The organism is Arthrobacter sp. B0316-1-20 (assembly GCF_059091865.1).
The window spans coordinates 25669-44583 of record NZ_JBNHHC010000039.1 but is presented as its reverse complement, the minus strand read 5'-3'; the positions used below and the strand labels follow the sequence as shown (position 1 = coordinate 44583).

Genomic DNA, 18915 nt, shown 5'->3' with positions numbered 1-18915 from the left:
ACGAGGTCCTCAAAGCACTCCAGGAACACCTCGTCCAACTGCTTAGCCGCTGCCCCTACTGCCAACACGCACCACCGACCTAACAAAGTACTACTAGTAGTGGAAAGCAGCAGTTAATCTGCAATCCCTAGATTCTTTGGAGGATGTCTTCTACGCGGTCTTTGGCGTCGCCGAAAATCATCTGTGAGTTTTCGCGGAAGAAGAGTGGATTCTGCACGCCGGCATAGCCTGAGGCCATGGAGCGTTTGAATACCACGACGTTGCCGGCTTCCCATACGCGCAGTACGGGCATGCCGGCGATCGGGCTTGCCGGGTCCTCGGCTGCGGCCGGGTTCACCGTATCGTTGGCGCCGATGACGAGGACGACATCCGTTCCGGAGAGTTCGTCGTTGATTTCGTCCATTTCGTGGACGATGTCATAGGGCACTTTCGCTTCGGCCAGGAGGACGTTCATGTGTCCGGGCAGTCGGCCGGCCACGGGGTGGATGCCGAAGCGCACGTCCACCTGGCGCTCCCGCAGTTTACGGGTGAGCTCGGCTACCTGGTGTTGTGCCTGGGCGACGGCCATGCCGTATCCGGGAGTGATGACCACACTGGAGGCGTTCTTGAGCAGGTCGGCAAGTTCATCGGCCGTGATTTCGCGGTGGTCCCCGTATTCGGTGTCGCTCCCTTTGGTGGCCTCGATGCCGAATCCGCCGGCGATGACGGATAGGAAGGAGCGGTTCATCGCTTTGCACATGATGTAGGACAGGTAGGCACCCGAGGAGCCGACCAGCGCACCCGTGACAATGAGCAGGTCGTTGTTCAGCAGGAAGCCCGCGGCCGCGGCCGCCCAGCCGGAGTAGCTGTTGAGCATCGAGACAACGACGGGCATGTCACCGCCGCCGATGGAGGCCACCAGGTGCCATCCCAGTGCCAGGGCGAGGGCAGTAACGACGACCAGCAGCCACAGCCGGGAATCCAGCACGTACCAAACAGTCAGTGCCACAAAGGCCAGCAGCGCTGCGACGTTGAGGATGTTCTTGCCCGGCAGGACCAGCGGGGCTGACTTCATGCGGGCCGACAGCTTCAGGAACGCCACGATTGAACCGGTGAAGGTCACGGCACCGATGAACACACCGATAAATACCTCCGCGTGGTGAATGTCTTTCAGGGCGCCGGAGAGGTCCGGTGCCTCAAAGTGGCCGTTCCACCCCACGAGCACGGCGGCAAGGCCGACGAAGCTGTGCAGCAGCGCGATCAGTTCCGGCATGCCGGTCATCTCCACGACGCGGGCCCGCCACAGACCGATGGCCCCGCCGATGACCACGGCCCCGACAAGCAGGGCGATACCGATCATCCCGGCCTGGCTGCCCCAGGCATTCTGCAGTGTCAGCCAGATCGTCGCAGCCAGCGCGATCCCCATGCCGGACATGCCGTAGACGACACCTGCCCGGGACGTTTCATGTTTGCTCAGCCCGGCGAGGCTCAGGATGAACAGCAGGGCCGCCACGAGGTACGCGGCACCGGCGAAGGATTCTGCGGTCAACAGACCGGACATGGTGTTAGACACTGTTGGCTTCCTTGATCAGTTCAGGCATCGGACCGGTCGTCATTTGGCAAACATCCCGAGCATGCGCCGGGTAACGGCGAAGCCGCCGAAGATATTAATGCTCGCAAGCAGGATCGCAACGGCGGCCAGGAGCTGGATGAGGAGGTTGCCGTGGGTGACCTGAAGCAGGGCACCGACCACAATGATCCCGGAGATGGCGTTGGTAACGGACATCAGCGGTGTGTGGAGGGCATGGTGGACCTTGCCAATGACGTAAAAGCCGATCACCACCGACAACACCAGCACCGTAAAGTGCTGCGGCAAGGGCGCCGGGGCAATCGCGGTGATGGCCAGCAGGGCGGCGATACCTGCGGCGATGAGCCCTGCCCTGCGGGAGGGCGTGAGCCACGTGCCCTTGGACGAGCCGCCGGCCTCGGCAGGTTCACCGACCGGGGCAGCGGCCGGTGCCGTGGGGGCAGCGGAAACCTGGACCGGAGGCGGCGGCCAGGTCGTCTCGCCTTCGCGCACCACGGTCACGGCACGCTGCACGACGTCCTCGAAGTCCAGAACCAGCTGCCCGTCCTTACCTGGTGTCAGCAGCTTGAGCAGGTTGACCAGATTCGTGCCATACAGCTGCGAGGCCTGGGCAGGCAGCCGTCCTGCCAGATCCGTGTAGCCGAGGATCACCACCCCGTTGTCAGTAACGACCCGTTCACCGGCGACAGATCCTTCGACGTTGCCGCCCTGGGCAGCGGCCATGTCCACGATCACGCTGCCCGGCTTCATGCCCGCGACGTCGGTGGCTGTGATGAGCCTGGGGGCCGGGCGGCCCGGAATGAGGGCGGTGGTGATAATGATGTCCACCTCGCGGGCCTGCTCGGAGTACAGTTGCCCAGCGCGCAGGTTGTAGGCCTCGCTGGTGGCCTTCGCGTAGCCGTCGGAGGACGTCATTTCAAGGTCGACTTCAACCTTGAGGTACTCCCCGCCGATCGACTTGACCTGATCGGCCACTTCCGGCCTCGGGTCGGTCGCACGAACGATGGCACCGAGACTGCTTGCAGCACCAATCGCGGCCAGACCCGCCACACCTGCACCGGCAACCAGTACTTTCGCAGGCGGCACCTTACCCGCAGCCGTCACCTGCCCGGTGAAGAACCAGCCAAACTCATTGGCTGCTTCAACCACTGCCCGGTACCCGGCAATGTTCGCCATCGAACTCAGAACATCCATGGACTGCGCCCTGGAAATACGGGGCACCGCGTCCATCGCCAAAGCCGTGACCGAACGCGCCGCCAGCGCCTCCAGCAGATCCGGACGAAACGCCGGGCTCAGCAAACTGATCAGAGTCGCTCCGGCCCGCAGCAAACCGATTTCTTCGTCGGCGGGCGGATTCACCTTCAACACCACCGAACTGGCCCACGTTTCTCCCGCAGCGCCGATCGCCGCGCCTGCTCTCACATACGCCTCATCGGTGAACGAGGCGGCCTCTCCCGCACCCATCTCGACCATGACCTCATACCCCAGGCCAATCAGCTGCTTCACCGTGCTCGGCGTTGCCGCCACACGGGTCTCCCGGCCCGACTCGGCCACGATCCCGATGCGTTCCACGTTTCTCTTCCTCTCCGTCCTAATTTATTGCCGTTACAGGCAAAGATCTTTGTCTTGCGGCTTGCCAGTAAGCCCCCGGGGACCTCATGACCACTTCAGTGGAAAGCTCAAATACGCCCGCACGGAAATCGTTACGCTCGACCTCCGGCACACCGGCGCGCAATGCGGTCGAAGCGCTCACGATGGCGGCCCAGGCGTCCAAATCTCAGCAGACGCGAGCACCTGCCCTACGCAGGTATGCACCCCAAGTGCCGGAGGTGAGGTTCATGCCAGCCTCCATCTTCGAAGGTGCGGGATCGACGCGTCAGCACCAGCGAAGGCCACCGGCTTACCCTGCATGGTCCCGATCGTCTCCATGGCGCCCAGGTGCGTCCCCCCGCACTTCCTTGAAGCTGACTAGCTCGTCGGCAAACACGAGTTCACGCATTCCCAGGTCCTCCTCAATGAGCCACAAGACACCCTGGGCGCGAAGAACCTGTTCGATGCATCCAGTCCGACGTCGTCCATCGAGCCAATGAAGCTCGACAATGTCATCCTTCAGCTCCCAAAGCCTTGCGAAGGCAGGGTCGTCATACTTGATATGTGTCACGTAGGGGTTGCTGTGCATAGGGCTTTACCTCGTACTTGGAGACATCATGGTTTGGTTGCCCGGACCAAGGTTGGCATCGGGAGGCATATACGGTAGCGGCCGCGGATGTCGAGCAAGGCCCTGCGCAGCCTCCCTGGTGCGACAGTCCCACCCTTTTTGTTGACACCGTGTGTCAACGCGGCCAAGACGACTCTATTGATTTTGGACACCGAAGGAGACGCACCCATGACCTTCTGGGATGACACCGAAATCATCAGCGTTTATCCATCATCAGATACCCGCACCAACCAGCGACAAAGGAAGGTGCCAACCAAATGGCCGACTATTACTGGTACCCCGGTCGTCCACCGGCGAGGGCACGGCGACAGAGAAGGGACCGGCTTCAGCCGTGCACCGGCACCGCGAGCAGGTCCTTGAGTCCGACCGATACGTCAGCGAGCGCATTACTGGATCCCTCGTACCGCGACCCGACGACGATCTTCCCGTGTGCAAAATCCTTCACAAAATTGATCGCATCGATCGCGATGATCTGTGACTCCTTGAGGTACACCACGCTGAAGCGACCATCAGCAGGATTGCCACGAACCACGAGATCGTCGTACCCGGTGAGAAGCCCGACCGTCTGAAGCCTCTCCTCGAACTGGTGCGACCAGAACCAGGGCTTCGGGGCATACACCTGCGGCGATCCTAGGATGGCGCCCGCCACGGACTTCGCCTGATCGGCGGCGTTTTGCACCGACTCGAGTCGCACTCGCGCACCGCCGTATAGCGGGATCGGGAAGCTCGCGCAGTCACCGATCGCGTACACGTCTGAGAGCGATGTGCGGCCGAATTCGTCCACTTCGATGCCATTTCCGATGACGGCGCCGGCTGTCGCCATGGCATCGATGTTCGGGATCAGCCCGACACCGACGATAACGATGTCCGCTGGAAGAACCTCGCCGCTGCTCAACCGGACGGCCGTGGTATGCCCGGCCTCGCCGATGATCTCCTCGACCCCCGTGCCGAGGCGGAAGTCGACGCCGTGCGCCCGGTGACGGTCTATGAAGTAATCGGCGACAACGGGGCTGGTGACCCTCGCGAGCAGGCGATCTGCGACTTCGATGACCGTGACCGTCAGGCCGAGGTTCCTGAGCGCAGCCGCTGTTTCCAGGCCGATGTAGCCGCCGCCGATGATGACGGCCGCTTCAGCCTTGGCCGCCTCGTCGCGCACCCGTTGTGCGTCTTCAAGGCGGCGGACCGTGTGAACTCCGGCCAGGTCCGCGCCGGGAACCGATAACCGTCGTGCGTCACCCCCCGCGGCCCAAATGAGCACCCCGTACTCGTAGAGCTCACCCTCCGCCGTCTCGACCAGGTGCTGTTTCGGATGAACTGCGACGACCGTGACCCCGCGAATGAGCTCCAGGCCCGGCTTCTGCCAGAACTCAGGTGACCGAAGGAGGAAGTCATCGTCAGCCAAACCCTCGTCGAGGTACCCCTTGGAAAGGGACGGGCGGTCGTACGGCAGGACCGCCTCGGCGCTCAAGACGGCGATTCCCCCCTCAAAGCCACCGGAGCTCAGCGCCGCTGCCGCCTGCACGCCGGCATGACCGCCGCCGACGATCACGGTGCCGTAGCGCGCCTTGACCTCGCCGATCATGCGGATTCCTTCACCGTCTCGTCGGCCTGGATCAGGGTGAGCGCCTTGACCGGGCAGGACTGCACCGCTTCACGCAGCTCGTCGAGGCTTGTGCCGGGAATTCGATCCTCGTGAATGACGAGTTCGCTGTCCTCATCCAGCTCGAAGACGGACGAGGCCGTCTCGCAGACACCCAGGCTGACGCACTTCGAACGATCGACATTAACTTTCATAGCTCTTCTCCGTTGAAATCACTAACCCACTGGTCCTAATGATTGGGCACACCATCGTGGCCCGTTCCGGTGCACCTGCTTACCGCACGTTTCGGGCAGCTTCGAGCAGCCGTTCGCGGGCACGCTCCACCGTCGCGACGTCGGTCCCCGGGCGGAATCCACGCAGCACAAGGTGCAGCGTCGGGGAACCGTCCTCACGAAGCACGGGAGCCGTGATCGAACGCACCGAATCGACACTCTGTGCGTCGAGCGGTCGAACGTTGCCGAGATCCGCGGTCAGCTCCCGCCCCGCGTCGACCAGCTCGCGTTCGAGCGTAGGAGTCGAACCGATTTCGGCGATATCCTCCAGAACCCTGCCAACCGTGTTCATTGGGTCGTTCGCGTACGATACCGTCCACCCTTGTTCGCGGATGCGATCGAGCTGAGCCTCGAGCACGGCACGCTGGTCGTCGGAGACTCCTCCGGGGAGCGCGCCATACCACGCGTCGCGCACCTCACGATTGCCCCACGCTGCGAAGCTGATTCCGAAGGGCGGGCAGAAGGGCAGGATCATGCCGACTCGATCGGCCGGTCCGGTGTATCCGGTGGTCATGACGACGACCAGCTCGTCGCGCTCATGCGCGAACACCCTGCCTTCGACGCCGAACTCAGCTGAGATCTGCTCAAGCTCGGGCCTGAGAGCCTCGGCAAGCCGCGCTGATTCATTCAGGCTCCCGCTAGTGGCCAGGACAAGCGAGCGCAGAGTGAACGTGCCGTAACCACCTTGGAAGAACACCAGTGGGAAGCCCGCGGTTTGCGTCTGCAGATCCAGGACGCGCCCGATGACGATGTCGTGGTCGCCCGCTTCATGGATCTGGACGATTTCGCAGTCGATCCAGGCGAGGCTTCCCTCGATGATCGGGGAGTCCGTCTGTGGCGCCGGACGCCAGTCGATCGTCGCGAAGCGGTCGACTCCCCGCGTTGCGAAGGTTCGACTGACTTCCTTCTGATTACTCGAGAGGATATTCGCGCAGAATCTGCCTGCCTGGCGGATATGCGGGAATGTCGATGACGAGCGGTCTGGAAGAAATGCCACCAGTGGCGGGTCGAGAGACACCGACGTGAATGACCCGAGGGTCATGCCGACAGGAGAGCCGTCCACCGCAGAGCGCGAAGTGATTGCCACGACGCCCGTGGGCAACTGGCCCAAGACATTTCGGAAGTGACGTGCCTCTACGGCGTCCAACTGTTGAGCTGACATGAGAGTGACCTCCTGGGATCAAGATGAGGCGAGGATGCGGTTCTGGGCGAACCGGGTATCGATCTCGCCCTGGGCAGGACGACGGAAACTATCCGGAATATGTCCGTCCAGATCGGCCTTGATCAGCAGCGCGAGGCGTTCAGACTGCGGCCGGGCACTGTTGATACCCGCACCGTTCAACCAGAGGCCACGCTGCCCGCTCTGCCCCCAGAAGCCGCGCCACTCCCCGATCTCGTCAAGCACGCCGACCTCGCCGAGCTTCGCAGCCACCTCCGCACCAAATTGCTCGACCAACTCGACCCTGCGCCCCTCATAGCCGGTTGCGAACACGAACAGCTCCGCCTCGACGACCGTCCCGTCATCCAGCTCGACACCGTTGCGCACAACCCGCACGATCCGGTCGGACTGCAGCACATCGATCTTGCCCTCGATGATCCGCTGCGAGGTTCCCTTGTTCAGGTAATACCCGCCGCCGCGGGTCCAGTACAGACCCAGCCAGCCCATTCCGTTCGGGCCATCCCACAGCTTCACACCCGCCTGCTCGAGACCCTCCAGCAACTCCCGGTCCATCTCGATCATCTTCTTGTGGCTACGCTGGGCGTTCTGCACCCGCAGCGGATAGATCCAGCCCATGCTGTACCGGATATCGACCAGGTCCGTCGGCTGTTCCGGATCGAGGAAGCCGCTGTACACCATCTGGTTCGCCGTCTCCAGCTCCGTCACGATCACCGGACCGCGCTGCACGATGGTTACGGGCATGCCGTTCTTCGACAGATCCTCGGCCACATCGTTCCCGCTCGTGGCGACGCCGAACACGATCGCCCGCTTCGCGTCATAATCGGCCGCGCGGCGGTACTGCTCGGAATGGATCGTCGTGCCCTCGTAGTCCTCCAGCCCGGGAATCGTCGGCAAATGCCGCTTCCCGCCGAATCCGCCGGTGCAATGCACGATGTGCTTCGGGTGCAGCACCCGAACGCTGCCGTCCTCCCGCTCCACCGTCGCGGTCCACTCATGCTTGACATCGTCATACACCGCATTGACGAACTTCGTCGACAACCACACATCGAGATCCAGGTACCGCTGATAGATCTCCAGCCAATCCCCCAGCACATCCTTCGGCAGATACTCCGGGTAATGATCCGGGAACGGCAGGAACGGGAAATCATTCATCTCGATCGGGTTATGCAGGAACAACGAGTCGTACCGGTTCCGCCAGTTATCCCCCACCCGTGGATGCTTCTCGATGATCAACGCGTCCACACCCAACCGCTTCAGATGCGCCGACAGGATCAGGCCCGCCTGACCGCCGCCGATGACCAGCACTTCCGGATCACGGTCCACATACTCCAGATCACGAGCCCGACGATCCTGCCAATGCTCATCAGGCCTTCTGGGCTCGAACCCGATCCCACGCGGATACCGCACCGGCGGCTCCACGCCCTTCACTGCCTCGATCCGCGTGAACAACGCGAACACGTCAAACCCATAGGGGGACTCCGAATTCAGCACCGCATGGAAAAACGCCGTCCCGGACGCTGCGTCCGTCTCGAAATCCGCGAATGCCTCCAGGCGCTCGTCCGCACCCTCGCCCACAAGCCGAGGACCCGGCCAGCGCCGCGACAACACAAATCCCCGCGGATGATTCACCTCCGTGATCTCCATCAGCGCCGACACCGTCGCGTCACGACCATGGAACTGCAGATAATCCCACGTCAAGACACCGTTATCCCGCAAGTAAGACACCTCAGCGAACAGGCCCTCCAACCCCTCACGAGAACCTGCCGCCAACACCGCCTCAAAATCACGGAACCAACGCTGAACACCGTCAATAACCACATCACTCACCATCGAGCACCCACTCCCTCACAGATTTTTCAGAACCACGAACATGAAACGTATGCCACCAGTGCGGCAGCGCCGGGCATCCAGATACCGCCACCGGACAACGCGGTCGATCCGCCAAACTTGGCGGAATTCTCGACCACGAGCGTGCGAAGTCCACGCGATTTCGCGGCCGGTGCCGCGGTCATCCCGCCGACGCCTGACCCCACCACGAGCAAATCGACGTCCAATGCCATGCTTTACCTCCAAACGGTCAGCAGCCCGGCGGTCCGACGCTGCATGACCCCACGCCAACGTTGGCGACGGGCTGCATTGGACCACCACGTCCATGCATTTATTGCACGATACCGTATCCGCGCCATCGGCGCGACCATATTTCGTGATCCCGGCCACGCCGTCGTACCCAGGGCCGGGATCCCCGAAAACCGTCTTAGTACTTGAGGCCGGCCGATGGCGTCGTGGCCCGGCCGCGGCTGCCTGGCGTTATATCGATTGCCTCGCCGTACCACGTCATTCCGTGCGGGATGTTCTCGGGTTCCCAGAGAACCGCTTCCCAGTCGGGATCGAAGATCTGGTACCCGCCCGAGTAGAGCTCGATGCGATGTCCCGACCCGGGGTCATGCACGTAGAGATACATTGCCTGGCCGACGCCGTGTTTGCCGGGACCCACACCCCATTCGATGTCAAGGTCGCGGATCCGATCGGCGGCCGTGAGCATGTCGTGGTAGTTCTCGAGGTTGAACGCGACGTGGTGCATCTGCGCCAGCTTCTCGTCACGGTTGATCCCCAGCGCCACGTCGTGCATCTGCGTCGTCGCTGACATCCAGGAGGCCATGATCGTGGTTGGATGATCGGGCATCATGATGTACTCGCGCCGCTTGAGCCCCATGTTCTCCTGCAGCCAGGCTTCGGTCTGATTCATCGTGCCGGGGCTGGTCTGAATGTTGAAGTGGTCGACCCGGCGCACACCCAGTCCCCGCCGTTTCGAGCTGTTGGTGGGGATCCGCGAGCGCATCTCCTCGGGAGCGAGCGGCTTCTCGATGTCGTAGTAGAACTCGAACGGGTGCTCGCTGAAAGGCATGAGGAACCGGATTGCCGTGCCCCTCCCGGCCTCGCTGCCGGAGGGGAGCTCGAGCACCTCGATCTCCTGCTTCTGGAGTTCGGCTGCGAACAGTTCGACATCCTGAGGCCGCTGCACGCGGAAGCTGTAGGCGTTGACGTTCGCTACGTCCTGCTGGGTGAGGACGAGTGAGTGATGGACGAGCTCCTGGTATCCCCGCAGATAGGCCACACCGTCCTCCTGGTGAACGACCTCCATACCGAGCAGGTCGCGAAAGAACCCCAGCGACTTTTCGAGATCGAGGGTACCGAGGTGGATACTTCCTGCATATGCGATCCGGGGGCCCGGGTCGTACTGATCACGCCAATTCATTGCGTGTTTCTCCTTCATTGTTCTCCTGCGCCAGCAGGAATGTCAGTTGGCCTGCGTCTGCAGATTCAGGGCGATGTCGACGAGCATGTCCTCCTGCCCGCCGACGAGCTTGCGCCTGCCGGCCTCGATGAGGATCGCGCGCGCGTCGACTCCGTACAGGCGCGATGCATTCTCTGCGTGCCTGAGGAAACTTCCGTAGACGCCCGCATATCCGATCGTGAGCGTCTCGCGGTCGACGCGGACCGGGCGGTCCTGGAGCGGGCGGGCGAGGTCATCGGCCGCGTCCTCGAGCGCGTCCAGGTCGCAGCCGGTCTCCCAGCCGAGCAGATTCATGACCGCGACAAGCGGCTCGATCGGCGCGTTCCCGGCTGCGGCGCCCTGCCCGGCGAGCGAGGCGTCGACGCGGTATGCCCCTTCCTCGACAGCGGCAATGGAGTTGGCCACCGCGAGTGAGAGATTCTCGTGGGCGTGGATGCCGATCTGCGTGTCCGGCTCGAGCACGTCCCGGTATGCGCGCACGCGCTCCCGCACCTCGCCTGTGGTGAGCCGGCCCGACGAGTCGGTGATGTAGACGCAATGCGCGCCATACGATTCCATCAGCTTGGCTTGTTTGGCGAGTTCGGCGGCCGGAATCATGTGCGCCATCATGAGGAAGCCTGAGACGTCCATACCGATCTTGCGCGCTTCCGCGATGTGCTGGTGGGCGACGTCGGCTTCTGTGCAGTGCGTCGCGACTCGGACGGAGCGCACACCGAGGTCGTACGCCCTGTGCAGCTCTTTAATCGTCCCGACGCCGGGAAGCAGCAGTGTTGTCACGACTGCGTTCTTCACGTTGGCGACCACCGCTTCGATCCACTCCCAGTCGGTGTTGCTGCCGGGCCCGTAGTTCAGGCTGGCGCCGGCGAGACCGTCGCCGTGCGACACCTCGATCGCGGCAACGCCCGCAGCGTCCAGCGCCGCACTGATCTTCCCGACGTTCTCCGGGGTGATGCGGTGACGCAGCGCGTGCATGCCGTCCCGAAGCGTGACGTCCTGGATGTATACCTTCGCCGTCATCGGGCCACCGCCTTCGCCTGCTCTGCAATCCGCTCCGCAACGCGCGCTGCTGCGGATGTCATAATGTCGAGATTCCCGGCATACGCGGGCAGGTAATGCGCAGCGCCCTCGACTTCCAGGAAGACCGTCACCCGCGTGTCGACCGGAGCAGAGCCCTCGGGCAGGAGGGCCACGACCTCGGCAGGATCGGCGGGGGTGAACTGCACCTCCTGCACGAGACGGTACCCGGGCACATATGTCGCCACCTCGGCGATCATGTCGGCGATGGAGCTGCGGACCGCATCGTGATCGGCCTTGCCGATGAGGGCATAGACCGTGTCCCGCATGATGAGCGGCGGCTCGGCGGGATTGAGGATGATGATGGCTTTGCCGCGCTTGGCGCCGCCGACCTGCTCGATGGCGTGCGCCGTTGTCTCCGTAAACTCATCGATATTCGCCCGCGTCCCGGGACCGGCGGACCTCGACGAGACGGATGCGACGATCTCCGCGTAGGGGACGTCCGTGACTCGCGAGATGGCGGCGACGATCGGGATCGTGGCCTGCCCGCCGCAGGTAACCATATTGATGTTCGGAGCATCGAGATGCTCCTCGAAGTTCACCGGGGGAATCACGAACGGGCCGATTGCCGCCGGTGTCAGGTCGATGAGTCGAACACCGTGCGGTGCCAGGAGTTCGGCGTTGGCGATGTGGGCGCCTGCGCTCGTGGCGTCCATCACGATCTCGACCTCGCCGAACTCCGGCATCTCGATCAGTCCGGCGACGCCCTCGTGGGTCGTGGGGATGCCGAGGCGTCGCGCGCGTGCAAGGCCGTCCGAACTCTCATCGATGCCGACCATCGCCGCAACGCGGAGATTCTCCGAGCCTCGGATGATCTTGAACATGAGGTCGGTCCCGATGTTTCCGGAGCCGACGATCGCGACCCCTGTCTTGTCGCTCATTCCGCTGATTCCTTTCGTGAAAATCGAGCTGTGACGGTGCCCAGTGGCGGGATGTCGGCGATGAAGACATCCCCGGGTGAGACCGGCACCATCGGCCCCAGTGCCCCCGAGAGCACGATGTCGCCTGCCATGAGTGGGGTGCCGAGGTCGATCATCGTCTCGGCCAGCCACGCCACCGCATTCAGCGGATCGCCCAGGCAGGCCCGCCCGTCGCCCGTCGACACGACGTCGCCATTGCGCAGCATCCGCATTGACACCCCAGCCGGTTCGAGGGCGTCCAGGGGCACCCCGTGCGCGCCGAGGACGAACACACCCGACGAGGCGTTGTCGGCGACGGTGTCGGTGATCTTGATGTTCCAGTCCGCGACCCTGCTGTCGACGACCTCGATTGCAGGGAACTGCAGAGCGATCGCATCGCGGATCGTATCGCGGTCGGAGGCATCTGTGATGTCCTTCGACAGAAGAAACGCGATCTCCGCCTCGGCCTTCGGCTGAAGGAGGAACCGGAACGGAATCTCCTCGTCGTCTTTGAATTGCATGTCGTCAAAGAGGACCCCGAAGTCGGGCCGGTCCACCCCGACCTGTGTCTGAATCGCTTCGGAGGTGAGCCCGATCTTCTTACCGATGAGACGAGCACCGCGAACGATCCGACGCTCGGTCACGAGGCTTTGCGTACGGTACGCCGCATTGATGTCGGTGAGACCGATCAGGTCGTTGACCGGCGCGCAGGGCGTACCGGATGCCGTCGCCGCCTCGAGCCGGTCAGCTGCCCGCATGATTGCATCTGTCCTGCTCGCCATCAACCCCTCCCGAGGAACTCGAGCGCAAGCTCATCGAAGCGCCGCTGCTGCTCCCACTGCGGCCAGTGACCCGCGTTCTCGATCAGCTGGAATTCGCCGTTGGGGATTTTCTCTGCCATATCGAGCCCGGCCTTGGCCGGACCTGACGGGTCGTCGCTGGTCCAGATCACCATTGTCGGTGCGGCGATCAAAGCGAGTTCTTCGTCAGTGACAAGGTTGCGCTGCCGGATTTCGGGGGTCTGCATACAGAGGATGTGCGCCATCGACACCGCGAAGCCCGGACGACTGTATATGCCCTGCCGAACCCGGACCAGCTCATCGGTCACCGTCGCCGGGTCGGCCATCAGCCATTCGAGGCGGGCGCGGATCCGCTCATCGCTCGGGTCATCGGCCGCAGCCTGGCTCAGCGAACGAATACTTTCCATGACCTCGGGTCGTGCCATCGTGCCGCCCGGAGTGTTCAGGATGAGCTTCCCGACCCGTTCGGGATACTTCGCCGCGAATTTGACCGCGACCCACCCGCCGAGTGACTCCCCGCTCAGGTGGGCGCGCTCGATGCCGAGTGCGTCCATGAACCCGGTCAGGTGATCTATGTAGTCGTCGATCTCGAGGTCCACGGTCGTGGTCGTGGTCCAGCCGTGGCCCGGGAAGTCGTAGAGGATCACACGGTAATGCTCGCCAAGCGCCCGGAGGTTCTTGAGGAAAGCCTCAAGATGCCCACCGGTTCCGTGCATGATGATGAACGGGTCGCCGCTGCCATGCTCGAGCACCCGCGTCGACCATGAGCCGACCTGAACATGGCGGATCGAGTAGTCGAGACCCTCGAGTTCGGTCCAAAGTGTCATAACGTCTCCTTTCGATACTCAGTCGGCCGAGCGCTTCGAGAACCCGAGTCGCTGCCGCAGCGTTCCGGCCTCACTCGAGTCGGGAGCGACGAGACCACGCTTTCGCAGCTCGGGAACAACGAGCCTCGTGAAGTCCTCGAAGGCTCCCGGCATGAACGTCGGCTGGATGACGAATCCGTCGCACGCACGGCTGGTGAACCACTCCTCCATCTGGTCGGCGACCTGCGTCGGGCTGCCCACCATGCGGTACGTTCCACCGCGCGCCTGTGCCTTCGCGAGGTCCATGATCGTCGCGTTCTCACCGAACGCCCGCTTGGCCCTCGTCACCGCATTCGCAAAAAGACCTGTGCTGCCGGTCACATTGGCGAGGATCTCGTCCAGGATCGGTTCGTCCTGAGGGTAAGCCGACAGGTCGACGTTCGCGCTTTCAGAGATCATCACGAGCTGCTCGCCCGGATCGGTGTTGTCGTCGTAGATCTTCTGCTTGAGCAGCGCCACCTCCTCGGTCTCACCGACGATGGGAAGAACCGACGGAAGCAGCCTGGCTGCACCCTCGGAACGGCCGTATCCCTTCAGTGCCTCCTGGTGCTTGGCGTAGTGGTTCCGCGCGCCGTCGGCGTCGACCGGTGCGGTGAACACCAGGTCCGCCCAGCGGGCCGCAAACTGCTGGCCGCGCCCGGACTGGCCCGCCTGCAGCAGCAGCGGCCAGTCCTGCGGCGGCCGGGGCACCGTCAAGGGCCCCTTCGAGGAGAGGAACTTCCCCCGGAAGTTGAGCTCGTGCACCTTGTCCGGATCGGCGAACGTGCGTGACTCACGGTCGAGGATCACGGCGTCGGGGCCCCAGGACTCCCAGAGGCCGGTCACGATCTCAAGGAACTCGTCTGCGCGGTCGTATCGCATCTCAGGGTCCATGTATTCGGTGCCAAAGTTCTCGGCCTCGTCCGCATTGAGCGAGGTAACGATGTTCCAGATGGCCCGGCCCTGGGACATGTAATCGAGCGTCCCAAATGCGCGCGCGACGTGGTAGGGCGCGTAGTACGTGGTTGAGTACGTCGCCCCGAGCCCGAGCGTCGAGGTCTGACCAGCGAGCAGGCTCATGATCACCAGCGGATCGAGCTTGACCACTCTCGATCCGCGGCGCACGGCTTCCGCCGGGCTATTGCCGTACGTCGTCGGCATCGCGAGGCGATCGTCGATAAACATGGCATCGAAGCCGCCACGCTCAAGAGTGCGCGCGATGCCGACGTAGTAATCAGGATCGAGGATCCTCGGATCCGTCGCAAGATGCGTCCACCCACCCATCGATGCCTGGACTGTGGATGCGGAAACGAACGCGACTAGGTTCATCGTCCGGTCTGTCATTGAAAGGTTCCTCACTCTATGTCGGTCTGGAAATCTGTTCGTCCGTGATGCCACCTCAGGTGAGCGCCGGACTGGCCTGCAGCGCATCGATCTCGGCCTGCGACATCCCCAGCTCGCTGAGGATCTCCTCGTTGTGCGCGCCCAGCTCGGGAGCTGCGTTACCTCGCCGCTTCACGTCGTACCTGCCGAAGGCGACCGGGAAGCTTGGCATGGCGATCTCGCCGAGCTCCGGATGCTGGATCGGCACGACGTAGTCGTTCGCCAGCGCCTGCGGGTCGGTCAGCACGTCCTGCCATGTCTGGACCGGAGCGAACATGATGCCCTTGGGGACGAAGACCTTATCGACCCACTCTGAAGCGGTCTTCGTGCGGAAGATGGGGGCCAGTTCGTCGTAGGTCCGCTCCAGCGCGTCAAGATCGGTCAGATCGAGTCCATCGCCGATCAGGTCGGGACGCCCGAGGGTCTGGCAGAAGTGCGCCCAAGGCTTAGTACCGGGATTGGTTCCAACGATCCAACGGCCGTCCGCGCACTCGAAGATGCTGAGCATCGGTGACTTGCGTTTTCGGTCGTAGCGGAGGTCGGGGAGGGTCCCAAGCGCGGAAGTTGCGGCGAGCCACCCGTGGAACAGCCACGCACCGGCTCCGTACAGGGAAACATGCACATCGGTGCCACCGTGACCGCGCTCCCGCCCCAGCAGCGCCGTGATTGCCGCATTCGCAGCCATGGTTGCTGCCAGGTGGTCCACGGTCAGACCCGGCAGCGGAACAGGGCTCTCGCCGGCCATCGCCCACATGATTCCCGAGCCGGCCTGACCGAGCGTGTCGAAGGCGCCGTGATCAGCACGGTCCCCCCGTGAGCCGAAGCCGGTGACATTCACATGCACCAGGTCCGGATTCAGCGACGCCAGCGTCTCATAGTTGATTCCGAGCTTGCGCTTGGTCGGCGGACGCAGGTTCGTGAGGAACACGTCTGCGCTACTTACCAGCCGTTGCAGGACGTCGCGGCCGGCGTCCGAAGCGATGTCCAGGCAAAGACTGCGTTTGCTGTGATTGGAGATGTCAAACAGGAGATTCCAATCATCGTCCCGGTCGATGTCCCGTGTGCGCAGCACCGTCGATCCCAGCCAGGTCCGCTCGGGGTCGCCACCCGGCGCTTCAATCTTGATGACGTCGGCGCCCAGATCCCCGAGGATCGCACCGGCACCCGGTCCCGCATGCCACACGCCGACATCGATGACCCGGATTCCCTCCAAAGGTCTTGCCATCACTTCATCACCTCTCGCTCAACCATTTCCGTCACTGCAATGACCTCAGCGATCAACAACTCGTCGACATCCAGGCCGACTGCACTGAGGACCTCCCTCGTATGCTCGCCCGGCAAAGGCGACGAACCGATCGCCGGGGGAGCCGGGCTGTACCCGCCGATTCGTGGCGCTATGCCCGGCTGCACACCGGCATCCGACCGCACGATGGTGCCGCGAGCGAGAACGTGCTCATTCGAATCAGACGAGGTCAAGGTCTCCACCGGCACGACGCACGCGTCGGTTCCGTTGAAGACCGCCATCCAGTCGTCGAGCGGTTTCATACGGATCCGATTCGCGATCACCTCGCGCATCGTGTGCCAGGTCGTGCGGTCGTACTGACTCGCCGGGTCGATACCGACTCCGCTGATCCGCACGAACTCCTGGAAGAACTTCGGCTCAAGTGGAGCAACCGCTAGGTATCGCTCGTCTTGCGTCGCGTAGACCGAATAGAACGGTGCACCTCCGTCGAGCAGGTTCGAGCCCCGCTCATCGACCCAGCGACCACCGTTGAGCATGGTAAACGTGCCGGCGAGCAGACTCGCCGCGCCGTCGACCATCGCGACGTCGACGACGTCCCCGACCCCGGTTGCGCGTGCCTTCAGAAGCGCGGCAAGCACGCCGATCACGAGAAATGTACCACCGCCGCCGAAGTCACCGCCGATGTTGAGCGGGATCTGTGGAGGACCACCCTTGCTGCCGACTGAGTGCAGAAGTCCCGTGACCGCGATATACCCAAGATCATGGCCGGCGGTCGCCGCATACGGCCCCTCCTGGCCCCATCCCGTCATCCGGGCATACACCAGCGAGGAATTCCAGCCCTGCACGGTGTCAGGGCCGAGGCCGAGCCGCTCCATCACCCCCGGCCGGAACGGATCCACGAGCACGTCCGCGTCTTCCACCAGTCGACGCACCACATCGAGTGCCGAAGAATTCTGCAGATCGATGGCGACGGATCGCTTGCCTCGGTTCAGGATGCTGCGCTTTTCCCCCGGCCCTGCATCCCGACGGTCGATGCGAATCACATCCGCTCCCAGGTCGGCGAGCAGCATGCACCCGTACGGCCCTGGCCCGACCCCTCCGAACTCGAGTACGCGGACTCCGGCGAGTGCGCCGGTCATCTCCATCGACGCGCTCATTTCGCACCTCCGTGCTCTACACCGGGCCACGTGGCGTAGTCGGGCAGGCCGCGAACAGAGTCGTCAGCCGTCGCATGAAGCTGTTCTATCGGCCACGGGTGCGTGAGTATCCGCGGGAGGTTCAATTCAATGCCGCGGACCGTGATCCATCCGACCGCGTCCTCCGTCGTGAGGATGCCGGTGCGGACCTTGCCCGGGTGCAACGTGGAGACGCCGATGCCCTTGTCGGCGAGCTCGCCGCGAAGGGTATGCGACGCGGCATCGACCGCGGCCTTCGACGCCGCGTACGCTCCCACGCCCGTGACGCCAGCACTCATTCCGGATGATATTTGCATTTTGTCCTCTCAGCACCGCGTAAACGGTTGCGATCGGCGAGTCCTAGCCTCGGCGAAGAGGTCATCGTGGATGGCGTGCCCGTGTACCGCCCGAATGCCGGGCTTGGTGATGTTCGCGATCAACACGCTCTCCTCCTTGAGATTGGTTCAGGCCGCTCGGGGACGCATCATGCGATCTGGCTCACTAATTTGACCCCAGCTTAGTACACAATGTGCATGATCTTCATCCTCTATGTGCATGCTACTCCATATTTCTCTGTGCGAGGAACCGGAATCCTGCACCCACAGGACTGAGGTCCACGTGGCCGAGCGCCGGGGTATGCCTGCCGGCTCACGCCCCAGCTGTCACTGCCTTAAGTGCGCGGGCACACCTGGTGTCTATGATCCTGTCGGGTTCGGGAGAGCCCCTTGTAATTGAGAGAGTGACGTCCAGGAAAGTTCAGCGCCATGTCGGGTAACAACGCACCCGGACATTACATTTGGACGTGCTCATCGCACGCGATCGACTGCGCTTCCGTGACAAGCTCGAAATAAGAACGTCGCGGGTCGCTGACGCCGTCCCAGGAGTCCGTCGCGTCCTTCATCTGTTCGACGATGTCTCGCCACGGCGTGCGCTGTGATAGCTCGATCCAGCACCCGAACGTCGACCGCACATTGAGGTAGGCGAAGCGCCCGCCACCCGGCGGGTCCGCGATGAGCCCGACGGAGGCGCCTCCCGCGAGGAAATTCGCCATGGTGGCGTCGAAATCCTCGGTCTCGATCATGAAGTGGTGGAAATACCCCGCCGGCGGGATCTCCACGTCAGGGGTGCCCCACTCCGTCCACGGTGATGGCGCATCGTTGAGGGGGCGGATGACCTCGAACTGCACATTCCCGATGTACCCCATGGCGGTCTCGAGCTTACCGTCGGTGGGCTGCCCACGGTAGATCTGGTTCTCCGGTTGGACGACTGCGGTTTACACGGGCCCGAGCCCGGCGTGGCGCTGCCAGAATCCGACCGTCGCGTCCCAGTTCTCGGCATCGCAGAAGTAGGCCATCTGTCGGATG

Annotated in this window: 17 protein-coding genes; all 17 read right to left on the bottom strand. The window is 63.3% G+C overall.

The features are described 5' to 3' along the window. Window positions 1–127 precede the first annotated feature (127 nt). Window positions 128–1540 carry a Re/Si-specific NAD(P)(+) transhydrogenase subunit beta gene (gene pntB / locus AC5RW2_RS33765; RefSeq protein WP_494032156.1) on the bottom strand — a complete coding sequence of 471 codons (1413 nt, stop codon included), beginning with the start codon at window positions 1538–1540 and terminating at the stop codon, window positions 128–130. A 51-nt stretch (window positions 1541–1591) separates the two neighbouring features. Further along, a complete protein-coding gene (locus tag AC5RW2_RS33760) occupies window positions 1592–3139 on the bottom strand; it encodes a Re/Si-specific NAD(P)(+) transhydrogenase subunit alpha (RefSeq protein WP_494032154.1) in 1548 nt (515 codons plus the stop codon). Between the two features lie 971 nt (window positions 3140–4110). After that, complete coding sequence (locus AC5RW2_RS33755) at window positions 4111–5367, bottom strand: NAD(P)/FAD-dependent oxidoreductase (protein ID WP_494032153.1); 1257 nt, start codon at window positions 5365–5367, stop codon at window positions 4111–4113. Then, window positions 5364–5579: a ferredoxin gene (locus AC5RW2_RS33750; RefSeq protein WP_494032152.1), complete on the bottom strand. Its 216-nt coding sequence runs from the start codon at window positions 5577–5579 to the stop codon at window positions 5364–5366. The genes AC5RW2_RS33755 and AC5RW2_RS33750 overlap by 4 nt, the downstream gene beginning before the upstream one ends. Window positions 5580–5658: 79 nt before the next feature. Beyond that, window positions 5659–6819 (bottom strand): flavin reductase, encoded by a 1161-nt coding sequence (locus AC5RW2_RS33745; RefSeq protein WP_494032151.1) that lies wholly within the window; start codon window positions 6817–6819, stop codon window positions 5659–5661. Between the two features lie 18 nt (window positions 6820–6837). After that, on the bottom strand, window positions 6838–8667 hold the full coding sequence (locus AC5RW2_RS33740) for a flavin-containing monooxygenase (protein WP_494032150.1): 1830 nt from the start codon (window positions 8665–8667) through the stop codon (window positions 6838–6840). Window positions 8668–8693: 26 nt separating this feature from the next. After that, on the bottom strand, window positions 8694–8897 hold the full coding sequence (locus tag AC5RW2_RS33735) for an FAD-binding protein (protein WP_494032149.1): 204 nt from the start codon (window positions 8895–8897) through the stop codon (window positions 8694–8696). Between the two features lie 194 nt (window positions 8898–9091). Then, window positions 9092–10093 (bottom strand): VOC family protein, encoded by a 1002-nt coding sequence (locus tag AC5RW2_RS33730; RefSeq protein ID WP_494032148.1) that lies wholly within the window; start codon window positions 10091–10093, stop codon window positions 9092–9094. A 42-nt stretch (window positions 10094–10135) separates the two neighbouring features. After that, complete coding sequence (dmpG, locus tag AC5RW2_RS33725; protein ID WP_494032147.1) at window positions 10136–11149, bottom strand: 4-hydroxy-2-oxovalerate aldolase; 1014 nt, start codon at window positions 11147–11149, stop codon at window positions 10136–10138. Further along, on the bottom strand, window positions 11146–12087 hold the full coding sequence (locus AC5RW2_RS33720; RefSeq protein WP_494032146.1) for an acetaldehyde dehydrogenase (acetylating): 942 nt from the start codon (window positions 12085–12087) through the stop codon (window positions 11146–11148). Before AC5RW2_RS33720 ends, dmpG begins: the two co-directional genes overlap by 4 nt. Continuing rightward, window positions 12084–12863: a 2-keto-4-pentenoate hydratase gene (locus AC5RW2_RS33715; RefSeq protein WP_494032145.1), complete on the bottom strand. Its 780-nt coding sequence runs from the start codon at window positions 12861–12863 to the stop codon at window positions 12084–12086. Before AC5RW2_RS33715 ends, AC5RW2_RS33720 begins: the two co-directional genes overlap by 4 nt. A gap of 23 nt (window positions 12864–12886) precedes the next feature. Then, entirely contained in the window at window positions 12887–13732 is an 846-nt protein-coding gene (locus tag AC5RW2_RS33710; protein WP_494032144.1) for an alpha/beta fold hydrolase, read from the bottom strand. 18 nt (window positions 13733–13750) lie between these two features. Next, entirely contained in the window at window positions 13751–15094 is a 1344-nt protein-coding gene (locus AC5RW2_RS33705; protein ID WP_494032143.1) for an NtaA/DmoA family FMN-dependent monooxygenase, read from the bottom strand. Between the two features lie 55 nt (window positions 15095–15149). Further along, entirely contained in the window at window positions 15150–16358 is a 1209-nt protein-coding gene (locus AC5RW2_RS33700) for a CaiB/BaiF CoA transferase family protein (protein WP_494032142.1), read from the bottom strand. Continuing rightward, complete coding sequence (locus tag AC5RW2_RS33695; protein ID WP_494032141.1) at window positions 16358–17533, bottom strand: CaiB/BaiF CoA transferase family protein; 1176 nt, start codon at window positions 17531–17533, stop codon at window positions 16358–16360. Before AC5RW2_RS33695 ends, AC5RW2_RS33700 begins: the two co-directional genes overlap by 1 nt. Continuing rightward, window positions 17530–17850 (bottom strand): SDR family NAD(P)-dependent oxidoreductase, encoded by a 321-nt coding sequence (locus tag AC5RW2_RS33690; protein WP_494074979.1) that lies wholly within the window; start codon window positions 17848–17850, stop codon window positions 17530–17532. Before AC5RW2_RS33690 ends, AC5RW2_RS33695 begins: the two co-directional genes overlap by 4 nt. Before the next feature lie 491 nt (window positions 17851–18341). Then, window positions 18342–18737 carry a VOC family protein gene (locus AC5RW2_RS33685; protein WP_494032139.1) on the bottom strand — a complete coding sequence of 132 codons (396 nt, stop codon included), beginning with the start codon at window positions 18735–18737 and terminating at the stop codon, window positions 18342–18344. Window positions 18738–18915 lie beyond the last annotated feature (178 nt).